The 19150-nt window shown below is 65.2% G+C and carries 18 protein-coding genes; all 18 read left to right on the top strand.

All coding sequences use genetic code 11. From position 1 onward, the window contains the following. The first annotated feature begins 3 nt into the window (after positions 1-3). The gene (locus AC1PLS_RS10120) at positions 4-1149 is read left to right on the top strand and encodes an aromatic ring-hydroxylating oxygenase subunit alpha (protein ID WP_126966701.1); all 1146 of its coding nucleotides are present in this window, start codon (positions 4-6) and stop codon (positions 1147-1149) included. Beyond that, positions 1139-1762 (top strand): LbetaH domain-containing protein, encoded by a 624-nt coding sequence (locus AC1PLS_RS10115; RefSeq protein WP_481104440.1) that lies wholly within the window; start codon positions 1139-1141, stop codon positions 1760-1762. The genes AC1PLS_RS10120 and AC1PLS_RS10115 overlap by 11 nt, the downstream gene beginning before the upstream one ends. A gap of 14 nt (positions 1763-1776) precedes the next feature. After that, positions 1777-2994, top strand: a complete 1218-nt coding sequence (locus AC1PLS_RS10110; protein WP_481104439.1) for an FkbM family methyltransferase — start codon at positions 1777-1779, stop codon at positions 2992-2994. Between the two features lie 27 nt (positions 2995-3021). Then, positions 3022-4392, top strand: coding sequence for a polysaccharide pyruvyl transferase family protein (locus AC1PLS_RS10105; RefSeq protein WP_184614462.1), 1371 nt, complete (start codon positions 3022-3024; stop codon positions 4390-4392). Positions 4393-4415: 23 nt separating this feature from the next. Continuing rightward, on the top strand, positions 4416-7925 hold the full coding sequence (locus tag AC1PLS_RS10100) for a glycosyltransferase (protein WP_481104490.1): 3510 nt from the start codon (positions 4416-4418) through the stop codon (positions 7923-7925). A gap of 322 nt (positions 7926-8247) precedes the next feature. Then, complete coding sequence (gene fliE / locus AC1PLS_RS10095) at positions 8248-8619, top strand: flagellar hook-basal body complex protein FliE (RefSeq protein WP_006449786.1); 372 nt, start codon at positions 8248-8250, stop codon at positions 8617-8619. Positions 8620-8632: 13 nt separating this feature from the next. Further along, positions 8633-10363, top strand: coding sequence for a flagellar basal-body MS-ring/collar protein FliF (gene fliF, locus AC1PLS_RS10090; RefSeq protein ID WP_016904679.1), 1731 nt, complete (start codon positions 8633-8635; stop codon positions 10361-10363). A gap of 10 nt (positions 10364-10373) precedes the next feature. Continuing rightward, entirely contained in the window at positions 10374-11363 is a 990-nt protein-coding gene (gene fliG / locus AC1PLS_RS10085) for a flagellar motor switch protein FliG (protein ID WP_024939590.1), read from the top strand. Continuing rightward, entirely contained in the window at positions 11360-11980 is a 621-nt protein-coding gene (locus tag AC1PLS_RS10080) for a FliH/SctL family protein (protein ID WP_024939589.1), read from the top strand. Before fliG ends, AC1PLS_RS10080 begins: the two co-directional genes overlap by 4 nt. Beyond that, a complete protein-coding gene (fliI, locus tag AC1PLS_RS10075; protein ID WP_046342558.1) occupies positions 11977-13353 on the top strand; it encodes a flagellar protein export ATPase FliI in 1377 nt (458 codons plus the stop codon). Before AC1PLS_RS10080 ends, fliI begins: the two co-directional genes overlap by 4 nt. 3 nt (positions 13354-13356) lie before the next feature. Beyond that, positions 13357-13812, top strand: a complete 456-nt coding sequence (gene fliJ / locus AC1PLS_RS10070) for a flagellar export protein FliJ (protein ID WP_481104438.1) — start codon at positions 13357-13359, stop codon at positions 13810-13812. Continuing rightward, positions 13809-15101 (top strand): flagellar hook-length control protein FliK, encoded by a 1293-nt coding sequence (locus AC1PLS_RS10065; RefSeq protein WP_481104437.1) that lies wholly within the window; start codon positions 13809-13811, stop codon positions 15099-15101. Before fliJ ends, AC1PLS_RS10065 begins: the two co-directional genes overlap by 4 nt. Before the next feature lie 190 nt (positions 15102-15291). Further along, positions 15292-15816, top strand: coding sequence for a flagellar basal body-associated FliL family protein (locus AC1PLS_RS10060; protein WP_016904990.1), 525 nt, complete (start codon positions 15292-15294; stop codon positions 15814-15816). A 10-nt stretch (positions 15817-15826) separates the two neighbouring features. Further along, positions 15827-16840 carry a flagellar motor switch protein FliM gene (fliM, locus tag AC1PLS_RS10055; RefSeq protein WP_016904991.1) on the top strand — a complete coding sequence of 338 codons (1014 nt, stop codon included), beginning with the start codon at positions 15827-15829 and terminating at the stop codon, positions 16838-16840. Further along, the gene (gene fliN / locus AC1PLS_RS10050) at positions 16837-17175 is read left to right on the top strand and encodes a flagellar motor switch protein FliN (protein WP_016904992.1); all 339 of its coding nucleotides are present in this window, start codon (positions 16837-16839) and stop codon (positions 17173-17175) included. Before fliM ends, fliN begins: the two co-directional genes overlap by 4 nt. Further along, positions 17172-17579: a flagellar biosynthetic protein FliO gene (fliO, locus tag AC1PLS_RS10045; RefSeq protein ID WP_024937666.1), complete on the top strand. Its 408-nt coding sequence runs from the start codon at positions 17172-17174 to the stop codon at positions 17577-17579. The genes fliN and fliO overlap by 4 nt, the downstream gene beginning before the upstream one ends. 1 nt (position 17580) lies before the next feature. Then, on the top strand, positions 17581-18426 hold the full coding sequence (gene fliP, locus AC1PLS_RS10040) for a flagellar type III secretion system pore protein FliP (RefSeq protein ID WP_046342548.1): 846 nt from the start codon (positions 17581-17583) through the stop codon (positions 18424-18426). Positions 18427-18875: 449 nt separating this feature from the next. Then, positions 18876-19145, top strand: coding sequence for a flagellar biosynthetic protein FliQ (locus AC1PLS_RS10035; protein WP_005917968.1), 270 nt, complete (start codon positions 18876-18878; stop codon positions 19143-19145). Positions 19146-19150 lie beyond the last annotated feature (5 nt).

The raw sequence follows: 19150 nt of genomic DNA, 5'->3' as shown, positions 1-19150 counted from the left end.
TCCATGCGCTCCAGGATGCACCCCAAGTATTACTTGTCGCAGGAAATCTTTGACTGCGAACAGCGCAAGATCTTCCGCAGGGTCTGGTTGTTCGCAGGACTCAAAACGCTGCTGAAGGATCACAATTGCTTTATCACACGCAAGATCGCGGGTGTTCCTCTGGTGATCCAGAACTTCCGCGGGCAAATCCGTGCGTTCGAGAACGTCTGCCTCCACCGTAGTGCACTGATTCAAACCGCTGCTCTCGGTTGCCGGCCTTTGGTGTGCCCCTACCACGCCTGGAGTTACGACGAACAAGGCCGGGTAAAGAACATCCCGGACTGCGATGCGATCTACCACCTGGACAATAGTGAAAAGGCCAACTTGAAGCTGCGCGAATTCTCACTGCGCGCCATCGGCAACCTGTTGTTCGTCAACCTCGATCCAGACCCCATGCCAATCGAGGAGCAGTTTTCGGCAGACTTCATCGCCTTGCTGGAAAGTAGTTCCAACGCCTATGACACTGAGGTCATGGTGACCACATGGCATGGCCGGTACAACTGGAAGCTGGCCTACGAGAATCTGCGGGACGCCAACCACCCGCGCTTTGTCCACCCCAAGACCCTGGCCAAAAGCGTCAACTTCACTCCCCAGGTAAACGAGGAACAAGCCAAGGAGTCCATGGAGGCCTTGCAGGACACGTCGCCCGTAGCGCTGAGGCGCGAGATGCGCCGCTTCAGTTTCGGCGGCCCGGAAGCCACCATCCCCAACCTTAAGCATTTCGGCTGGCACGCTAAAGTGGAACGCTGGGGCAAGCAGGACGCCTACTTTAACTGGCTTGCCTTCCCGAATTTGCATATCGCCAGCGCCAACGGGGGCTATTCCTTCACTCTGGAACACCACATCCCCGTCGCACCGGACCGGACCGACCTGGAAATCTATTGGTTCAGCGCGCGCAAGAAACAGCCTTACGGTTCTTCCAGCCAAGTGTTGCTTGCGCAGATGCACGGCAGCAAGGTGGTAGTGGGAGAAGACGTGGACATCATGGAGCGGGTGCAGGCGGCACTGCATATAGACGCCCCGCTACCCACCCAGGGAGCCTATGAATCAATGAATCGCCTGGTTGAGCGCTGGTACACGGTGCTGATGGAGACCGAACATGAGATCTAGGTGGATCATCGGCGGCAGCGAATACCTCGATCTGGCCTTTCATGCCTGGAAGCACGCGCGTCAGGACGAGACGGTCATCAGGATCGATGTACCACAGGACTCGGAACACGAATTCGATCTGGACGTGCTGGATGGACTGAATCCGACCGACGGGGCCATGTTCGTGGCTTTCGACGAACGCTTCGGCAACTTCAAGCGCATGGAACTGATGCAGGCAGCGATGGAGCGTGGCTTCAAGCTCGAACCCTTCATCCACCCGAGCGCAGCCATCGGCTCTGACACGGCCATTGGTCTCAATGCATTCGTGGGTGCCAATGCTGTCGTTGGGCACGGGTGCAGGATCGACTACAACACCGTCATCCACGCCGGCACGCACCTGGGACCCGCATGCCACGTTAAATCGTCATGCTGGATAGAGCATGGTGTGCAAATCGGCGCGGGCGTCGAGATCGGCAGCAATAGCATCCTGCGAACCGGCGCCATCGTGAGTGGGGGCGTCAAGGTGGGGCGAAGCTGCGAACTTGGCTGGCCACGTGTCTACTGCGAGGACGTGCCGGCCAAGACCTATTTCCACGCCCGCTACGACACTCCAATCCATGTTTATGAAGCCTAAGCCGGGGACCAATCATGCAAACCGCTATCCAATTCAAACTAAATATCGACCCGCAGGCATCGGAAGAGACGTTTCAGGTCGCCGCCGAAGGCCTGACTGGTGATCCGATGTTCGGTATTCCCGAGGACGTTCGCCACCTCATTGCCAAATTTGGCGACGAAGTCGAGGTGATCGTTTTAGGAACCGGGGGGTTCGGCGCGCACTTGCTGAACCTGAAGCAGGACCGGCACTGCAATGTGATCGCCTCGGTGGACGACTTCCGCTATCACTCCGGTGCGCTGTATTACGGCACTCCGATCATCTCGACGGACAGGTTCATCGAACTGGCCAAGTCTGGCGACATCATCGCCCTCAACACCTGCCGATATGACGGACCCAAGCGATTTTTTGACCAGGTCTGCAGGCAGCACGGGATTGCTCATATCAACTTTGAACAGGCCGTTCGCGCTTTCGGTCTACAGGGGCGTGTAGATTTCCGGGTGGACGATTGGGGACGGGAGATCGTGCGCAACATTCCCAGGTTTCAGCGCCTGGCAGAACGCTTTTCCGATGCCTATTCGGCACAAACCCTGTTCTCTGTCCTCAACTTCCACCTGACGTGTGACCCCGAGTACTACCACGAAATCGAACGCCCTTACACCACGTTGTACTTCCGCTCCGGCCTGCTGCAATTCGGTAGCGGAGAAAAGATGGTTGATTGCGGCGCCTCGATTGGCGAGTCGCTCGCAGGCCTGATTGGCGCCACCAAAGGCCAATTCTCGCGTTCTTGGATGATTGAACCCGATCGGATCAACGTCGGCACACTCAAGAACGTACTGCGCCGCTACGAAGGCACAGCTCTGGCGTCCAGAATCAGTCTGCATGACTGCGGCGTAGGCGAGACAACAGGCAGGGTTCCATTCAATCACGAGGGTGGCCACGGCGGCTTCGTCAAGCCTTCGAGTGAGGATTGCGAACCGGCAGACATGATCGACGTATGTTGCATCGACGATGTCATCGACGATGCACCCACCTTCATCAAAATGGACATCGAGGGGTCGGAGCTTTCGGCACTGAAAGGTGCGCAGAATGCGATTGTTCAGTGCAAACCCAAGATGGCGATCTCCGCCTATCACAGAGCTACCGACCTGCTAGATCTAAGCGATTTTGCCCTATCTCTGAACCCGGATTACAGGATCGGCCTGCGCCATCACACGCCGGATCGCTGGGATACCTGCCTTTATTTTTATTAACGCTCTGCCTTAAAAATGAGCGGATCGATGACTGACCCAAGCAAGATTTTCCTTTTCAACTCAGCTCTTCCTGAATCCCTGGAAATTTCGGATTTCCTGAAAGGCATGGGGCCGTCCCAAGACAATGTCAGAGGCCAGAATATAGGAAACGGCTATATCGCCTACGGTTTTTTGAAAGCGCTGTTCGGGCGCCCGGTGAAAGTTGACCACATCTCTAACGCGCTTGAGGCAAAGCTCTCCGATCAACTTGCAGAAGAGATCAACCAAAAATATTCGCATCTTGTCTGGACGATGAAGGATGACATCCGGGAGGACTTCTCGGGCCTCCCTATTGAGAGAATCACGCACTTTCTTGAAAAAATCACGATCCCAATCGTGCCGGTGAGCCTTTGCGCGAACTCATTCAACGGCTACGACCCGAACCTGGCCGAGCGCCTCAGCCCCAATCAAAAGCGAAATTTCTCCCTTCTCTCTGAAAAGTCCAAGCTAATTGGTGTTCGCGGAAATTATTCCGCCGAGATCCTGAATAGCCTTGGCATAAAGAACGTCAGAGTGATTGGCTGCCCGAGCTATTTCGAGAACGGACCCACCCGGGCTCTGCAAAAAAAGCCGTGGGATGCGGACAAGGTCATCACTACGGCCACATTCTTCAATTCCGGGCTGCCGAGGACATCCCATCTGCTGCAGGATGAATTGTATTTCATCAACTTGCTCTATCTTGAAAAAGCGCTGCCATCGACCCGCAACATCACAGCGCAACCTTTCAATCTCGACGAAATACCCACGTCCTTCCAACTATTGGCCAAGGCCATGGCTGGACGGCTGGAATTTTTCTCTGATTACAGCCGATGGGCCACGTTCTTCAAAAGCAACGACCATTGCCTCACGATTGGAACCCGACTTCACTCCGGAATTCTCTCGATTAATAGCGGCGTCCCCGCCATTGTGACCAACCCGGATTCCAGGGCCAGGGAAACTTGCGAATACCTCCGCATCCCTTATGACCCTACCATTCACAGCCGAAGCAACATCCGTGAAGTTTTCGAGAACCTCGACCTCTCTGAAATGAACAACGCTTACCCGGTTTTGTACAAGGAATTTCTTGATTTTCTCGACGCAGTCGGCCTTGTTCCTTACACTGTGCCTCATGACAAACCCTGTTTTGAATTTCCGGATCTACAGAAAAGCACTAGCCCCTCGGTTGCAGCTGAGCTACATGAAGCCTACACCGAACTCGTAGAGAATCTGGACCGCGAAGTCGTTGTTCGGAGAGAGCATGGCGGAGAGATGTCTCGGCGCTTGGTAGATAAATTCCAACTCCTTAGACGGCGCTATCCAGGGCTGACGCGCAAGGAGTATTTGGATTATCTCAGCCGATCTACGGGTAAAGCCACGTGAAATCGAATCTAGTCAGCATCGTCATGCCGACCTACAAGCCGCGCTATTTCGCGCAGGCGCTGGACAGCGTGCTGGCGCAGACTTACACGGCGCTGGAGCTGGTGATCTGCGACGACAACGCCGATGGCGCCATCGAGGCGGTGCTGGCGTCGAGGCTGGCTGACGCCCCATTTCCGATCCGCTACCACCGCAATACCCCCCGCCTCGGCGAACTCGGCAGCACGGTCAAGGGGATCGGCCTGGCGCAGGGCGAGTACGTCAAGTTCCTGCACGACGACGACGTGCTGCAGCCGGACTGCGTCGCGCAGCTGGTCGGCGCAATGGAGCGCAACCCCGGCACCGCGCTGGCGTCCTCGCGCCGGCTGCGGATCGACGACGACGGTGCGCCATTGCCCGACATCCTGGCCACCAGCTTTCCGTTTGCCGAGGATGTGCTGATTGATGGGCCGGAGTTGGTGTCGTTCCTGGCCGACCATGCCATCAACTTCATCGGCGAGCCGAGTTGCGTGCTTGCACGGCGCGCCGACCTGGTGGCGCTGGGTAGCGAGCTGATGATGTTGAACGGCAAGCCCATCCACTGGGTTGGAGATCTGGCGATCTACGTCAAGTTGCTGCGTCACGGCAACCTGGCCTTTCTGTCCAGCCCGCTCACGCAGTTCCGCGTGTCCAGCGCGCAGTTCAGTCAGGCCGGCCGCGATCAGCCCGGCATCGGCGACCAGGGCCATGAGGACTTGCGCCAGGGCATCCGCCAACTCGGCTGGCGACGCGAGGGCGGCGACAACCGCCAGGTGCGTGTCGCCCCGCTTAGCCCGCACAAGGCGCGGGTGTTCAAGTCGGTGGATCTGGTCAACGCCTTGATGCAGAGCGCAGGAATGGCCGAGCGCGTGTCGCCGGCCACCTGGTTGGGGGTGCGTCATCCCAGCACCGTGCAGCGCGCCTTGATCGATGAACGTTTGCAGGCGCATGCGGGCGGCCCGCGGATCGCAGTGATGGTGGTCGACAGCGACGGCGATGCGGCGGCGGTGGCCGCAACCCAGGCCAGCCTGGCGGCGGTGGCGTGTTATCGGAACCAGCAGACCTGGGTGATCAGCAGTTCGCCGCAGCAGGCCGCCGAGCACGGCGGGCGCGGTGTGCTGATCGGTCCGGACGGCTTGGTGCCCGCGCTCAATCGGACCATCGCCACGCAACAGGCCATCGACTGGGTGCTGCTGGTCCAGGCCGGCAGCCTGTTCACCGCCAGCGGCCTGCTGATGCTGGCGCTGGAGATGCTCGCGCTGCCGGACACGTGTCAGGCCATCTACGCCGATGAAGTGGTCGCCCTGGACTGCGGTCAGCTGGGGCTGGCGATGCGGCCGGCGCTGTATCTGGACATGTTGCTGAGTTCACCGTCGACGATGTCGCGGCATTGGCTGTTCCGGCACCAGACGCTAGTGGCCGATGGCGGCTTTGCAACCGAAACGAGCGACGCCTTCGAACTGGATTACCAGCTTGGGCTGGTCGAGCGTTACGGCCTGGCCTGCATCCAGCACATCGCCGAACCCTTGCTGGTGGCATCGGCCACCACGCGGCATGGCGACGAAGACGAGCAGCGCGCCATCAGCCGCCATCTTGCCGCGCGCGGGTACCTGGACGCAGTGGTAAGCAGCAACGGCCCCGGCCGGCACGCGGTGGACTACCGTCATGCACAGCAACCATTGGTCAGCATCCTGGTGCTGGTGGATGGACGCCTGGCGCAGGTGCAGCGCTGCCTGGAAAGCGTGCTCGCCAACACCGGCTATCCACACTACGAACTGCTGTTGCTGGATCGCGGCGACAGCGCCGAGCCGGGGTTGCGCGACTGGCTGGCGGGCATCGACAACCTCGGCCTGCAGCAGATCCGCGTGCTGCGCTTCGACGGTGCGCCCTCGCGCGAAGCGGCCTGCAATGCGGCGGCCGAGCAGGCACGTGGGGAGGTGTTGCTGTGGCTGGCGGCCGGCGCGGCAGCGATCAAGGCCGATTGGCTGGCGCAGCTGCTCAACCACGCGCTGCGCCCGGAGGTCGGCGCGGTGGCCGGCAAGCTGCTGCGCGGCGACGGCACTGTGCATCACGCCGGCCTGCTGCTGGGCCTGGGGGCACCGGCAGCACGCGCCTTCGCAGGTGCGGCGTTCGACGAATCGGGTTATCTGCAGCGCCTGCAGCTGGATCAGAACTACAGCGCGCTCAGTGGCGAATGCCTGATGCTGCCGCGCCAGCTGTTCCTGGACGCCGGCGGCTTTGCGCAGGAACCGGCATTGGCGCAATGGAGCGACGTCGATCTATGTCTGCGCCTGCAGCAGGCCGGCTATCTCAATGTCTACGCCGCACGCGCGCAGCTGCTGATCGACCCGCCCGACGCGCCACCCGCCACTGCACTCGACGAAGAAGCGATGTATGTGCGTTGGCTGCCGGTGATGGCCAACGACCCGGCCTACAACCCGGGCTTCTCGCTGGACCCCGGCGCGGGCTTCCAACTGGCCGACCCGCGCGCCAGCTGGCGGCCGCTGCAGTCGTGGCGACCGCTGCCGACGATGATCGCCCTCCCCGCCGATATCGAAGGCTGCGGCCACTACCGGGTAATCCAGCCGCTGCGCGCCCTGCGCGAAGCCGGCATGGTCGAAGGCGTGCTGTTCAACGGCTATCTGGAGATCAGCGAGCTGGCGCGCCAGGATCCCGACGTGGTGATCCTGCAACGCCAGGTCGGCGAGCCGCGACTGGAAGCGATGCGGCGCATGCAGGCGCTGTCGCGTGCGTTCAAGGTCTACGAGCTGGACGACTACCTGCCCAACCTGCCGCTGAAGAACGCGCACCGCGAGCACATGCCCAAGGACATCCTCAAGACCGTGCGGCGCGGGCTGGGCATGGTGGACCGCTTCGTGGTGTCCACCCCTGCCCTGGCCGAGGCGTTCGCCGGGTTGCATGGCGACATCCGCGTGGCCGAAAACCGCCTGCCACCGCATTGGTGGGAGCACCTGCCCGCACGCAGCGAACGCAAGCAACGCCAGGGTGGCAAGCCACGCATCGGCTGGGCCGGCGGCGTCAGTCACACCGGCGACCTGGAACTGATCGCCGATGTGGTGCGCGAGCTGGCCGACGAGGTCGAATGGGTGTTCATGGGGATGTACCCGTTCGCGTTGCGCCAGCACATCCATCAGTTCCAGCCTGGCGTGCCGATCGATTATTACCCGGCCGCACTGGCGGCGCTGGATCTGGACCTGGCGCTGGCGCCGGTGGAACAGAACCTGTTCAACGAGTGCAAGAGCAATCTGCGCCTGCTCGAATACGGCGCCTGCGGCTACCCGGTGATCGCCAGCGATGTGCGCTGCTACCAGGGCAACCTGCCGGTGACCCTGGTGAAAAACCGCTACCGCGACTGGATCGGCGCGATCCGCGAGCATCTGGCCGACCCGGCCGCTTCGGCGGCAAAGGGCGCGGCGTTGCGTGACGTGGTGCGCCGCGACTGGATGCTCACCGGACGCAATCTTGATCGCTGGCGTGAGGCGTGGTTGCCGGATTAGTCGATCGAGGCCGCGGGTGCATGCACTGCCGTCTCGCCTGGTCCTTGTCCGCCCACCGTCGCGGGACCTTACGCAGCAGGGATGCCGCGTAAGCGCCTACACGGACGTACTTGCGGCGTGTCCTGCGATGGTGGGCGGGCAAGGGCCCTGCAGCCAAGCCGCAGATCCGACGCTCTGCACCCAATACTCCTGGGCCATCGCCCAGCGCCAGACCCATCCGCGGCTGACTTAAAGCCCCTCCCCGTCCCCGGCGCCGGAATCCCGGCGCGGTTTCGGCACGCCGCTTGCATTGGTGTGGATGCCTCCCTGGCTGACCGCACCCATGAGCGACTCCGTTACCTCCATCCTCTCGCAGATCCGCAGCTACCAGACGCAGATGGGCCAAGGCCCGATGGGCGCGGTGGGCGATGCGGCGCGCGGCAATCAGATCCAGGGGCTGGCCGGCACGCAGGGAACACCGGCCACCCAGGCACCGAGCTTCAGCGAGACCTTGCGCGGCGCCATCGGCGGCGTCAACGAGGCCCAGCAGAAGTCCGGCGCCTTGGCCAAGGCTTTTGAAATGGGCGACCCCAGTGCCGATCTGGCACGGGTCATGGTCGCCTCCCAGCAGTCCCAGGTGGCCTTCCGCGCCACCGTGGAAGTCCGCAACCGTCTCGTCCAGGCTTATCAGGACGTCATGAACATGCCGCTGTAAGGGTTGACGACACATGGCTCTCGCGATCACCAAAGAAAACATGAACCAGAACGCCGAAAAGGCGGGGCAATGGTTCGACCGTGTCCGCAGCCTGCAGATCACCCGCAAGCTGACCATGATGGCGATGATCGCCGTGGCGGTGGCGGCCGGTCTGGCGGTGTTCTTCTGGTCGCAGAAGCCCGGTTACCAGTCGCTGTACACCGGCCTGGACGACAAGGGCAATGCCGAAGCGGCCGACCTGCTGCGCACCGCGCAGATCCCGTTCAAGATCGACCAGGACACCGGCGCCATCTCGGTGCCGCAGGACCGTCTGTACGACGCCCGCCTGAAGCTGGCCGGCTCCGGCCTGACCGGCAAGGAAACCGGCGGCGGCTTCGAGCTGATGGAAAAGGACCCCGGCTTCGGCGTCAGCCAGTTCGTCGAAAACGCCCGCTATCAGCACGCCCTGGAAACCGAGCTGTCGCGCACCATCGGCACCCTGCGCCCGGTGCGCGAGGCGCGTGTGCATCTGGCCATTCCCAAGCCGAGCGCCTTCACCCGCCAGCGCGACGTGGCCAGCGCCTCGGTGGTGCTGGAGCTGCGCGGCGGCCAGGGCCTGGAGCGCAACCAGGTCGATGCCATCGTCAACCTGGTCGCCTCCAGCATCCCGGACATGACCCCCGAGCGCGTCACCGTGGTCGACCAGAGCGGCCGCATGCTCTCCATCGCCGATCCCAACAGCGACGCCGCCCAGCATGCCGCCCAGTTCGAACAGGTGCGTCGCCAGGAAAGCTCCTACAACCAGCGTATCCGCGAGCTGCTCGAGCCGATGACCGGCCCGGGCCGGGTCAACCCGGAAGTCAGCGTGGACATGGACTTCTCGGTGGTCGAGGAAGCCCGCGAGCTCTACAACGGCGAACCGGCCAAGCTGCGCAGCGAACAGGTCAGCGACACCAGCACCAGCGCCACCGGCCCGCAGGGCCCCCCGGGCGCCACCAGCAACAGTCCCGGCCAGCCGCCGGCGCCAGCCGCAAACGCCACTGCCGGCGCACCGGGCACCCCGGCCGCTGCCAATGGCCAGGCTGCCGCACCGGCCGCGCCGACCGAAAGTTCCAAGAGCGCCACCCGCAATTACGAATTGGACCGGACCTTGCAACACACCCGCCAGCCGGCCGGCCGCATCAAGCGGGTATCGGTGGCGGTGCTGTTGGACAACGTCCCGCGCCCCGGTGCCAAGGGCAAGATGGTCGAGCAGCCGCTGACGGCCGCCGAGCTCACCCGCATCGAGGGCCTGGTCAAGCAGGCGGTGGGCTTCGACGCGGCCCGTGGCGACACGGTGTCGGTGATGAACGCCCCGTTCGTGCGCGAAGCGGTGGCCGGCGAGGAAGGTCCGAAGTGGTGGGAAGACCCGCGCGTGCAGAACGGTCTGCGCCTGCTGGTCGGTGCGGTGGTGGTGCTGGCGCTGCTGTTCGGCGTGGTGCGCCCCACCCTGCGCCAGCTCACCGGCGTGACCGCAATCAAGGAAAAGCAGGCCAAGGGCGGCAACGATGGCACTCCGCAGAGCGCCGACGTGCGGATGGTCGACGATGACGACCTGATGCCGCGCCTGGAAGAGGACACCGCCCAGCTCGGTCAGGACCGCAAGAACCCGATCGCGCTGCCGGACGCCTACGAAGAACGCATGCGTCTTGCACGCGAAGCAGTCAAAGCCGATTCAAAACGTGTCGCACAAGTCGTGAAGGGATGGGTCGCCAGTGAAGCCTGATACACCACCGATGACCGGCGTACAGCGCGCCGCCGTGCTGCTGCTGTCGCTTGGGGAAAGCGACGCCGCCGAAGTGCTCAAGCACATGGACCCCAAGGAGGTGCAGAAGATCGGCATCGCCATGGCCACCATGACCGGCATCTCGCGCGATCAGGTCGAGAAGGTGATGGACGACTTCAACGGCGAACTGGCCGGCAAGACCTCGCTGGGCGTGGGCGCCGACGACTACATCCGCAACGTGCTGATCCAGGCGCTGGGCGCCGACAAGGCCGGTGGCCTGATCGACCGCATCCTGCTCGGCCGCAACACCACCGGCCTGGACACCCTGAAGTGGATGGACCCGCGCGCGGTGGCCGACCTGGTGCGCAACGAGCACCCGCAGATCATCGCCATCGTCATGGCACATCTGGACAGCGACCAGGCCGCCGAGGCCCTGAAGCTGCTGCCCGAGCGCACCCGCGCCGACGTACTGCTGCGCATCGCCACCCTGGACGGCATCCCGCCCAATGCGCTGAGCGAGCTCAACGACATCATGGAGCGCCAGTTTTCCGGCAACCAGAACCTCAAGTCGTCCAACGTGGGCGGCATCAAGGTGGCCGCCAACATCCTCAACTTCCTCGACACCGGCGCCGACCAGGGCGTGCTGGGCGAGATCGGCAAGATCGATGCCGACCTGGCCGGCAAGATCCAGGACTTGATGTTCGTGTTCGACAACCTGGTGGACTTGGACGACCGCGGCCTGCAGACGCTGCTGCGCGAGGTCTCCGGCGAGCGCCTGGGCCTGGCCCTGCGTGGCGCCGACGTCAAGGTGCGCGAGAAGATCACCCGCAACATGTCCCAGCGCGCCGCCGAGATCCTGCTCGAGGACATGGAAGCGCGCGGCCCGGTGCGCCTGGCCGACGTGGAAGCGGCGCAGAAGGAAATCCTCACCATCGTCCGCCGCCTGGCTGACGAAGGCGCCATCAGCCTCGGCGGCGCCGGTGCGGAGGCGATGGTATGAACGACATCGTCACCCGCTGGCTGGCCCCCGACCTGCACCTGGAGCCGGCCCCGCCGGCGCCGGAGTACGACGAGCCGGCCGTGCTCGAGCCGGTGCTGCGTCCGCCGACCCTGGAAGAGATCCAGGCGATCGAGGACGCCGCCCAGCAGGAAGGCTTCGCCCGCGGCCATGCCGAGGGCTTTGCCCAGGGCCAGTCCGAAGTGCGCCGCCTGACCGCGCAGATCGACGGCATCCTGGACAACTTCACCCGCCCGCTGGCGCGGCTGGAGAACGAAGTGGTCGGCGCGCTCGGCGAGCTGGCCGTGCGCATCGCCGGCTCGCTGGTCGGGCGTGCCTACCAGGCCGACCCGCAGCTGCTGGCCGAGCTGGTGCAGGAGGCCATCGATGCGGTCGGTGGCGCCGGCCGCGAGGTGGAAGTGCGCCTGCATCCGGACGACATCACCGCGCTGCTGCCGCATCTGGCGCCCAGCAGCACCACCCGCGTGGCCCCGGACCTGAGCCTGAGCCGCGGCGACCTGCGCGTGCATGCCGAGAGCGTGCGCGTGGACGGCACCTTGGACGCGCGCCTGCGGGCCGCGCTGGAGACGGTCATGCGCAAATCCGGAGCGGGCCTGTGAGCGCCCTGCTGGGCGCCACCCCGGCCGACTGGCTGGACGCGCGCAACCTGCGCCTGGCCACCCGCCTGAGCGGGCTCGGGCTGGAACCGAGCGCCGGCCGCACCCTGATCCGCGAAGGCATCCTGCGCCGCGCGGTCGGCCTGACCCTGGAAGCCACCGGCTGCGAGGCACCGATGGGCGCCACCTGCAAGGTCGAAGTCGACGGCGGCTGGGTCGATGCCGAAGTGGTCGGCTTCGCCGGCGAACGCACCTACCTGATGCCCAGCGCCGAACTGCATGGCCTGCTGCCGAACGCCCGCGTGGTGCCCTCGCGGCGCCGCGGCGGCGTGGAGGTGGGCGAAGGCCTGCTCGGCCGCGTCATCGACAGCGACGGCACCCCGCTCGACGGCAAGGGCCCGATCCGCGGCGAAGGCAGCGTCAGCATGGCCGGCGTGTCGATCAACCCGCTGGCGCGCGAGCCCATCACCACCTCGCTGGACGTGGGCGTGCGCGCCATCAACGCCATGCTGCCAATCGGCCGCGGCCAGCGTGTGGGCCTGTTCGCCGGCTCCGGTGTCGGTAAATCGACGCTGCTCGGCATGATGACCCGCTTCACCTCGGCCGACGTCATCGTGGTCGGGCTGATCGGCGAACGTGGCCGCGAAGTGCGCGACTTCGTCGAAACCACGCTGGGCGAGGAAGGCCTGCGTCGCGCCGTGGTGGTGGCCGCCCCGGCCGACCGGCCGCCGTTGGCGCGCCTGCATGGCGCCTACCGCGCCACCGCTATCGCCGAATGGTTCCGCGACCAGGGCCTGAACGTGTTGTTGCTGATGGATTCGCTGACCCGTTTCGCCCAGGCGCAACGCGAGATCGGCCTGTCGGTCGGCGAGCCGCCGACCACCCGCGGCTATCCGCCGTCGGTGTTCGCCAAATTGCCGGCGCTGGTCGAACGCGCCGGCAACGGCGCCAAGGGGCGCGGCTCGATCACCGCCTTCTACACCGTGCTGACCGAGGGCGACGACCCGCAGGACCCGATCGCCGACGCCGCGCGCGCCATCCTGGACGGCCACATCCTGCTGTCGCGTCGGGTTGCCGACAGCGGCCTGTACCCGGCCATCGACCTGGAATCCTCGGTCAGCCGCGTAGTGCAGGACATCGCCGACGACACCTGGCGCCTGCGCATCCGCAAGCTCAAGCGGTTGCTGTCGGCCTACACCGCCAACCGCGACCTGATCGCCATCGGCGCCTACCAGCGCGGCAGCGACCCGGCCACCGACGAAGCCCTGGCGCGCTGGCCGGAGATCGTCGAATTCCTTGGCCAGGATGTGCACAAGGCGTCGGTTCTGAGCGACAGCCTGTCCGCGCTGCAGCAGCTGGTGGAACCGGAGAATTAATCCATGATGCAATCCAAACGGATCGACCCCCTGCTGCGCCGCGCCCAGGAACAGGAAGACAAGGTCGCGCGCGACCTGGCCGAGCGCCAGCGCGTCCTGGACACCCACCAGTCGCGCCTGGAAGAACTGCGCCGCTACGCCGAGGAATACGCCAACAGCCACATGGCCGGCACCAGCGCCGTGGCGCTGAGCAACCGCCGCGCCTTCCTGGACCGGCTCGACAGCGCCGTGCTGCAACAGGCCCAGACCGTGGAAACCAACCGCAACAAGGTGGAAGCCGAGCGCACCCGGCTGCTGCTGGCCAGCCGCGAGAAACAGGTACTGGAGCAACTGGCCGCCAGCTACCGCGCGCAGGAGAACAAGGTGATCGAACGCCGCGACCAGCGTGAGATGGACGACCTCGGCGCGCGTCGTTCGCGCCTGGCCCGCAGCGAAGATACCCACGGAGAATCCGCATGAACCCCTTGTCCGCTTTTGCCGCCGGCCTCGGCGCACTCGCCGGCACCGGCAAGAAATCCAGCTACAGCGATCCCTCGTCCGAGCCGGACGCTGGCCAGGATCAGTTCGCGCGCATGCTCAACCCGGCCAACACGCCGAACCAGGCCCCGCCGCAGGCGCCCGAGCGCGTGCCGGCCAAGCAGGCCGCGCCCAAGCCCAGCCAGTCCGACAGGCAGCGCAGCGACGACGACCACGGCGACGATGCGCCGGGCGATGCCACCGCACGCCCGCGCGCGCAGGATGGCGATGCCAAGGCCGCCAAGTCCGGCGCCGCCAAGGAGTCGTCTGCCGCCGACGGTAGCAGCGCTGCCGCCACCGCCAAGACCGGCAAGGGCGGCAAGACCGCGAGCAACGGCGAAGACGCGCCGGCCGATGCAGCCACCGCCACCGACACCGGCTGGCCACCGCCGGGCCTGGGCGGCTTCGGCATGGGTCTGCTGGCGCAGGCACTGCCCGGCGGCGATGTGCTGGCGGCCGCGGCTGCGGCACTGGCGGCCGGCGTGACCGCTGCGGCCGGCGCCACGCCGGCTGCAACCGCGCTGCCGACCGACGCAGCCACACCCACCGCACCCGCGACCGCCGGCACCGCCCTGCCCTCACTGGGCGCGCTGGCACCGGCTGCCGCCGCAGGCGCCAAGCCCACCTCCGTCACCGCCTTGAGCGGCGACGCCCAGGCAGCTGCGCTGATGAGCATGGCGACCAAGGCGCTGGACCCGGGCACCGACGACAGCGCCGGCCCGGCCGCGCCGGACGCTCCGGCGTTCGTGCTGCCGACCACCACGGCGGCCGCGCTCGGCCGCCTGCAGGACCCGGCGCCGGTGTTCAGCGCCTCGCCCACCCCGACCCCGGAAATGGGCAGCGACACCTTCGACGACGCCATCGGCGCGCGCCTGAGCTGGCTGGCCGACCAGAAGATCGGCCATGCCCACATCAAGGTGACCCCGAACGAGATGGGCCCGGTGGAGGTGCGGCTGCATCTGGACGGCGACAAGGTCAATGCCAGCTTCAGCTCCGCCAATGCCGACGTGCGCCAGGCGCTGGAACAGAGCCTGCCGCGCCTGCGCGACATGCTCGGCCAGAACGGCTTCCAGCTCGGCCAGGCCGATGTCGGCCAGCAACAGCAGAGCCAGTCCGGCAACCGCAACGGCGGCGGCAGCGATGGCAATGGCCTCAGCCTGGACGACAGTCCGCCCGTCGGAATTCCGTCGGTGGTGTTACGCCAGCGTGGATTGCTGGACGCCTACGCCTGAGCACGCGCGCCGGGCACGCCCCGGCGCGGCTGGAACCTGGGTGCCGGCAAGCTCGGGCGGCACCCCACGACCCTCGCAGCGCAAGGCCTGCGGGGGTTTTGCCGTTGAAGCTGCACGCGCGCCAGGAAACCGTCGCCGGATTGGCATGCCAATTGCATCCACTGGGTGAGCATTCCCCCTGGAGCAGACTGTGGCAGCCGCGGAAAAACCCAAGAAGACCGAAGACAAAGACGACAAGGGCGACAAGAAGAAGGGCGGCAAGAAACTTCTGCTGATCGCCGTCGGGGTCGTGGTGCTGGCCGCCGCCGGCGGCGGCGCCTGGTTCTTCTTCGGCCACAAGGGCGAGGAGAAAGACGGCAAGCACGCCGCGCCCAAGGTGGCCGAGGTGCCCAAGCCGGCGCAGTACTTCCCGATGGATCCGGCGATCGTGGTCAACCTGGCCGACCCCGGCGACGGCCCGCAGTACCTGCAGGTCGAAGTGCAGCTGGTCACCCGCGACCCGGAAGACCTCAAGCTGATCACCGAAAACGCCCCGGCCATCCGCGCGCATCTGCTGATGCTGCTGTCGCAGGTCAAGGCCACCGATGTTGCCGACCTGGTCGGCAAGCAGAAGCTGCAGAAGGCCGCCCTGGCCGAAGCGCAGAAGGTCATGACCAGCGAGACCGGCAAGAAGTGCGTCGAAGAACTGCTGTTCACCAGTTTCGTCACCCAGTAAGGCCTGCCCCATGAGCGTCAGCGATCTGCTTTCCCAGGACGAAATCGATGCCCTGCTGCATGGCGTGGATTCGGGTGCGGTCAATACCGAGCCGGAGCCGCTGCCCGGCGAGGCGCGCCAGTACGACCTGTCCAGCCAGGACCGCATCATCCGCGGCCGCATGCCGACCCTGGAGATGGTCAACGAGCGCTTCGCGCGGCTGTGGCGCATCGGCCTGTTCAACCTGATCCGGCGTTCGGCCGACCTGTCGGTGCGCGGCATCGACCTGGTCAAGTTCAACGAGTACATGCACTCGCTGTATGTGCCCACCAACCTCAACCTGATCCGCTTCAAGCCGCTGCGCGGCACCGGCCTGATCGTGTTCGAACCCACGCTGGTGTTCACCGTGGTGGACAACTTCTTCGGTGGCGACGGCCGTTACCACACCCGTATCGAAGGTCGCGAATTCACCGCCACCGAGATGCGCGTGGTGCAGCTGATGCTCAAGCAGACCTTCGCCGACCTGAAGGAAGCCTGGGCGCCGGTGATGGAAGTGGACTTCGAGTACATCAACTCGGAGATCAACCCGCACTTCGCCAACATCGTCACCCCGCGCGAGTACGTGGTGGTGTGCCGCTTCCATGTCGAACTGGAAGGCGGCGGCGGCGAGATCCACATCACCCTGCCGTATTCGATGCTGGAGCCGATCCGCGAACTGCTCGATGCCGGCATCCAGAGCGACCGCAACGACCGCGACGACTCCTGGAACGTGATGCTGCGCGAGCAGCTGGATACCGCCGAGGTGACCCTGTCCAGCGTGCTGGCCAGCAAGCGCATGAGCCTGCGCCAGCTCACCGGCCTGAAGATCGGCGACATCCTGCCGATCGACCTGCCCGCACAGGTGCCGCTGTGCGTGGAGGACATTCCGTTGTTCACCGGCGAATTCGGCGTTTCCAATGGCAACAACGCCGTCAAGATCACCGCCGTACGCCCGCCCGGCGTGCAAGCCCCACGCGCCGTTCCCTCCCAGGACTCCAGCAAATGATCAACTCCGACATCCTCGACGCCGCGCCTGCAACCTTCGACAGCCTGCAGGCCGAGCACGACCAGAATGCCACCGACCTCAACCTGGACGTCATCCTGGACGTGCCGGTGACGCTGTCGCTGGAAGTGGGCCGCGCGCGCATCCCGATCCGTAACCTGCTGCAGCTCAACCAGGGCTCGGTGGTGGAACTGGAGCGTGGCGCCGGCGAGCCGCTGGACGTGTACGTCAACGGCACCTTGATCGCGCATGGCGAAGTGGTCGTCATCAACGACCGCTTCGGCATCCGCCTGACCGACGTGGTCAGCCCCAGCGAACGGATCCGGAGGCTGCGGTGATCGGCCTGCTGGCCGCTGCCGCGCCGGTCGCGGCCAAGGCCACCCAGGTCGGCGCGCAGGCGCCGTCCTCGCCCAGCCTGTTTGGCGCGGTGTTTGCATTGCTGCTGGTGCTGGCGCTGATCGTCGGCCTGGGCTGGTTGCTCAAGCGCATGCCCGGCAGCGGTTTCCGCAGTACCGAGGGCCTGCGGGTGGTGACCAGCCTGGCGGTGGGTGCCAAGGAACGCGTGGTGGTGGTGGAGGTCAACGGCCAGCAGTTGTTGCTCGGCGTCACCGCCGGCGGCATCAACACCTTGCACACCCTGTCCGAACCGCTGCCGTCCGCGCCCGCTCCCACCCTGCCCAACTTCAAGCAACTTCCCAATTTCGCCCAGCTGCTGGCACAAAAGCTGCGCAAGGACCCGTGACATGTTGAGTCGTTGGAATCGCTGGGGGCGCAGCCTCCGCCTGGTGCTGATCCTGCTGGTGATGAGCTGCCCGCTGCTGGCCGCTGCCACGCCTGCCGCATTGCCGGCCATGGCCCAGGCCGCCGCTCCCGCCGCCACGCCTGCGAGCGCGCCGGCCGGCGCCAATCAGTTGCCGTCGTTGCCTAATGTCAGCGTCGGCCGCATCGGCGACCAGCCGGTGAGCCTGCCGCTGCAGACCTTGCTGCTGATGACGGCGATCACCCTGCTGCCGTCGATGCTGCTGGTGCTGACCGCCTTCACCCGCATCACCATCGTGCTGGGCCTGCTGCGCCAGGCGCTGGGCACCGGCCAGACCCCGTCCAACCAGGTGTTGCTGGGGCTGTCGATGTTTCTGACCGCGCTGGTGATGATGCCGGTGTGGCAGAAGATGTGGGGCGCCGGGCTCTCGCCGTACCTCAACAACCAGATCGATTTCCAGACCGCCTGGACGCTGACCACCCAGCCGCTGCGTGCCTTCATGCTGGCGCAGATCCGCGAGACCGACCTGATGACCTTCGCCGGCATGGCCGGCGACGGCAAGTACGCCGGCCCGGACGCGGTGCCGTTCCCGGTGCTGGTGGCCTCGTTCGTGACCAGCGAGCTGAAGACGGCGTTCGAGATCGGCTTTCTGATCTTCATCCCGTTCGTGATCATCGATCTGGTGGTCGCCAGCGTGCTGATGTCGATGGGCATGATGATGCTGTCGCCGATGTTGATCTCGGCGCCGTTCAAGATCCTGCTGTTCATCCTGGTGGATGGCTGGGTGCTGGTGGTGGGCACATTGGCCGCGAGCTTCAACGCGTCGTAGCCGCAAGGTCTGCATGCGTGCCGCCCTGCCGGCGTGCCGACCCGTCCTGCCGCTTCGGTATGGGGTCCCGAAGTCGAGCAACAGACGCAGAGCAGACAGCAAGCGCGCCAGCCCGTGTAGCCGATAGCGCCGAAGCGCACGGCTGAGCAATGCCCCAGCGGAGCCACCCAACAACGCGTGGCTTCGCCTCGCACCCTCACCCCAACCGTCTCCCGCTGGAGAGGGGCGAGTTTCTGCAGACCGTAGCTTAGTCCGCCCACACCGTCGCACCAGCTTCAGACCTCATCCCCCTATTCAGCCTCCCGATTCCCGATTCCCGATTCCCGATTCCCGATTCCCGATTCCCGATTCCCGATTCCCGATTCCCGATTCCCGATTCCCGATTCCCGATTCCCGATTCCCGATTCCCCAATCCCATCCATTGGCACCCCACTTGCATCACCACACCCATGAGCCCTGAAATCGCCCTGACCGAATTGCGTGGTGGCCTGGTCACCGTCCTGTGGATTGCCGGCCCGATGTTGTTGGCGGTGCTGGTCGTCGGTGTCGTGATCGGTGTGGTGCAGGCCGCCACCCAGTTGAACGAGCCGACCATCGCCTTCGTGGCCAAGGCGGTGGCGTTGACGGCCACCCTGTTTGCCACCGGCAGCATGCTGCTGGGGCATCTGGTGGAGTTCACCATTGCGCTGTTCCAGCGCATACCGCACCTGATCGGTTAGCGGAC

This window comes from Xanthomonas sp. NCPPB 3218 (assembly GCF_056725185.1).
Note: the sequence above shows the minus strand (reverse complement) of the source record. Positions and strands in the feature narration are given on the sequence as shown.

What these genes read in the sequence shown, in the direction of transcription:
- AC1PLS_RS10120 (WP_126966701.1), top strand. Translation starts at nt 4, where the DNA reads ATGCGCTCCAGGATGCACCCCAAGTATTACTTGTCGCAGGAAATCTTT.
- AC1PLS_RS10115 (WP_481104440.1), top strand. Translation starts at nt 1,139, where the DNA reads ATGAGATCTAGGTGGATCATCGGCGGCAGCGAATACCTCGATCTGGCC.
- AC1PLS_RS10110 (WP_481104439.1), top strand. Translation starts at nt 1,777, where the DNA reads ATGCAAACCGCTATCCAATTCAAACTAAATATCGACCCGCAGGCATCG.
- AC1PLS_RS10105 (WP_184614462.1), top strand. Translation starts at nt 3,022, where the DNA reads ATGACTGACCCAAGCAAGATTTTCCTTTTCAACTCAGCTCTTCCTGAA.
- AC1PLS_RS10100 (WP_481104490.1), top strand. Translation starts at nt 4,416, where the DNA reads ATGCCGACCTACAAGCCGCGCTATTTCGCGCAGGCGCTGGACAGCGTG.
- fliE (WP_006449786.1), top strand. Translation starts at nt 8,248, where the DNA reads ATGAGCGACTCCGTTACCTCCATCCTCTCGCAGATCCGCAGCTACCAG.
- fliF (WP_016904679.1), top strand. Translation starts at nt 8,633, where the DNA reads ATGGCTCTCGCGATCACCAAAGAAAACATGAACCAGAACGCCGAAAAG.
- fliG (WP_024939590.1), top strand. Translation starts at nt 10,374, where the DNA reads ATGACCGGCGTACAGCGCGCCGCCGTGCTGCTGCTGTCGCTTGGGGAA.
- AC1PLS_RS10080 (WP_024939589.1), top strand. Translation starts at nt 11,360, where the DNA reads ATGAACGACATCGTCACCCGCTGGCTGGCCCCCGACCTGCACCTGGAG.
- fliJ (WP_481104438.1), top strand. Translation starts at nt 13,357, where the DNA reads ATGATGCAATCCAAACGGATCGACCCCCTGCTGCGCCGCGCCCAGGAA.
- AC1PLS_RS10065 (WP_481104437.1), top strand. Translation starts at nt 13,809, where the DNA reads ATGAACCCCTTGTCCGCTTTTGCCGCCGGCCTCGGCGCACTCGCCGGC.
- fliM (WP_016904991.1), top strand. Translation starts at nt 15,827, where the DNA reads ATGAGCGTCAGCGATCTGCTTTCCCAGGACGAAATCGATGCCCTGCTG.
- fliN (WP_016904992.1), top strand. Translation starts at nt 16,837, where the DNA reads ATGATCAACTCCGACATCCTCGACGCCGCGCCTGCAACCTTCGACAGC.
- fliP (WP_046342548.1), top strand. Translation starts at nt 17,581, where the DNA reads ATGTTGAGTCGTTGGAATCGCTGGGGGCGCAGCCTCCGCCTGGTGCTG.
- AC1PLS_RS10035 (WP_005917968.1), top strand. Translation starts at nt 18,876, where the DNA reads ATGAGCCCTGAAATCGCCCTGACCGAATTGCGTGGTGGCCTGGTCACC.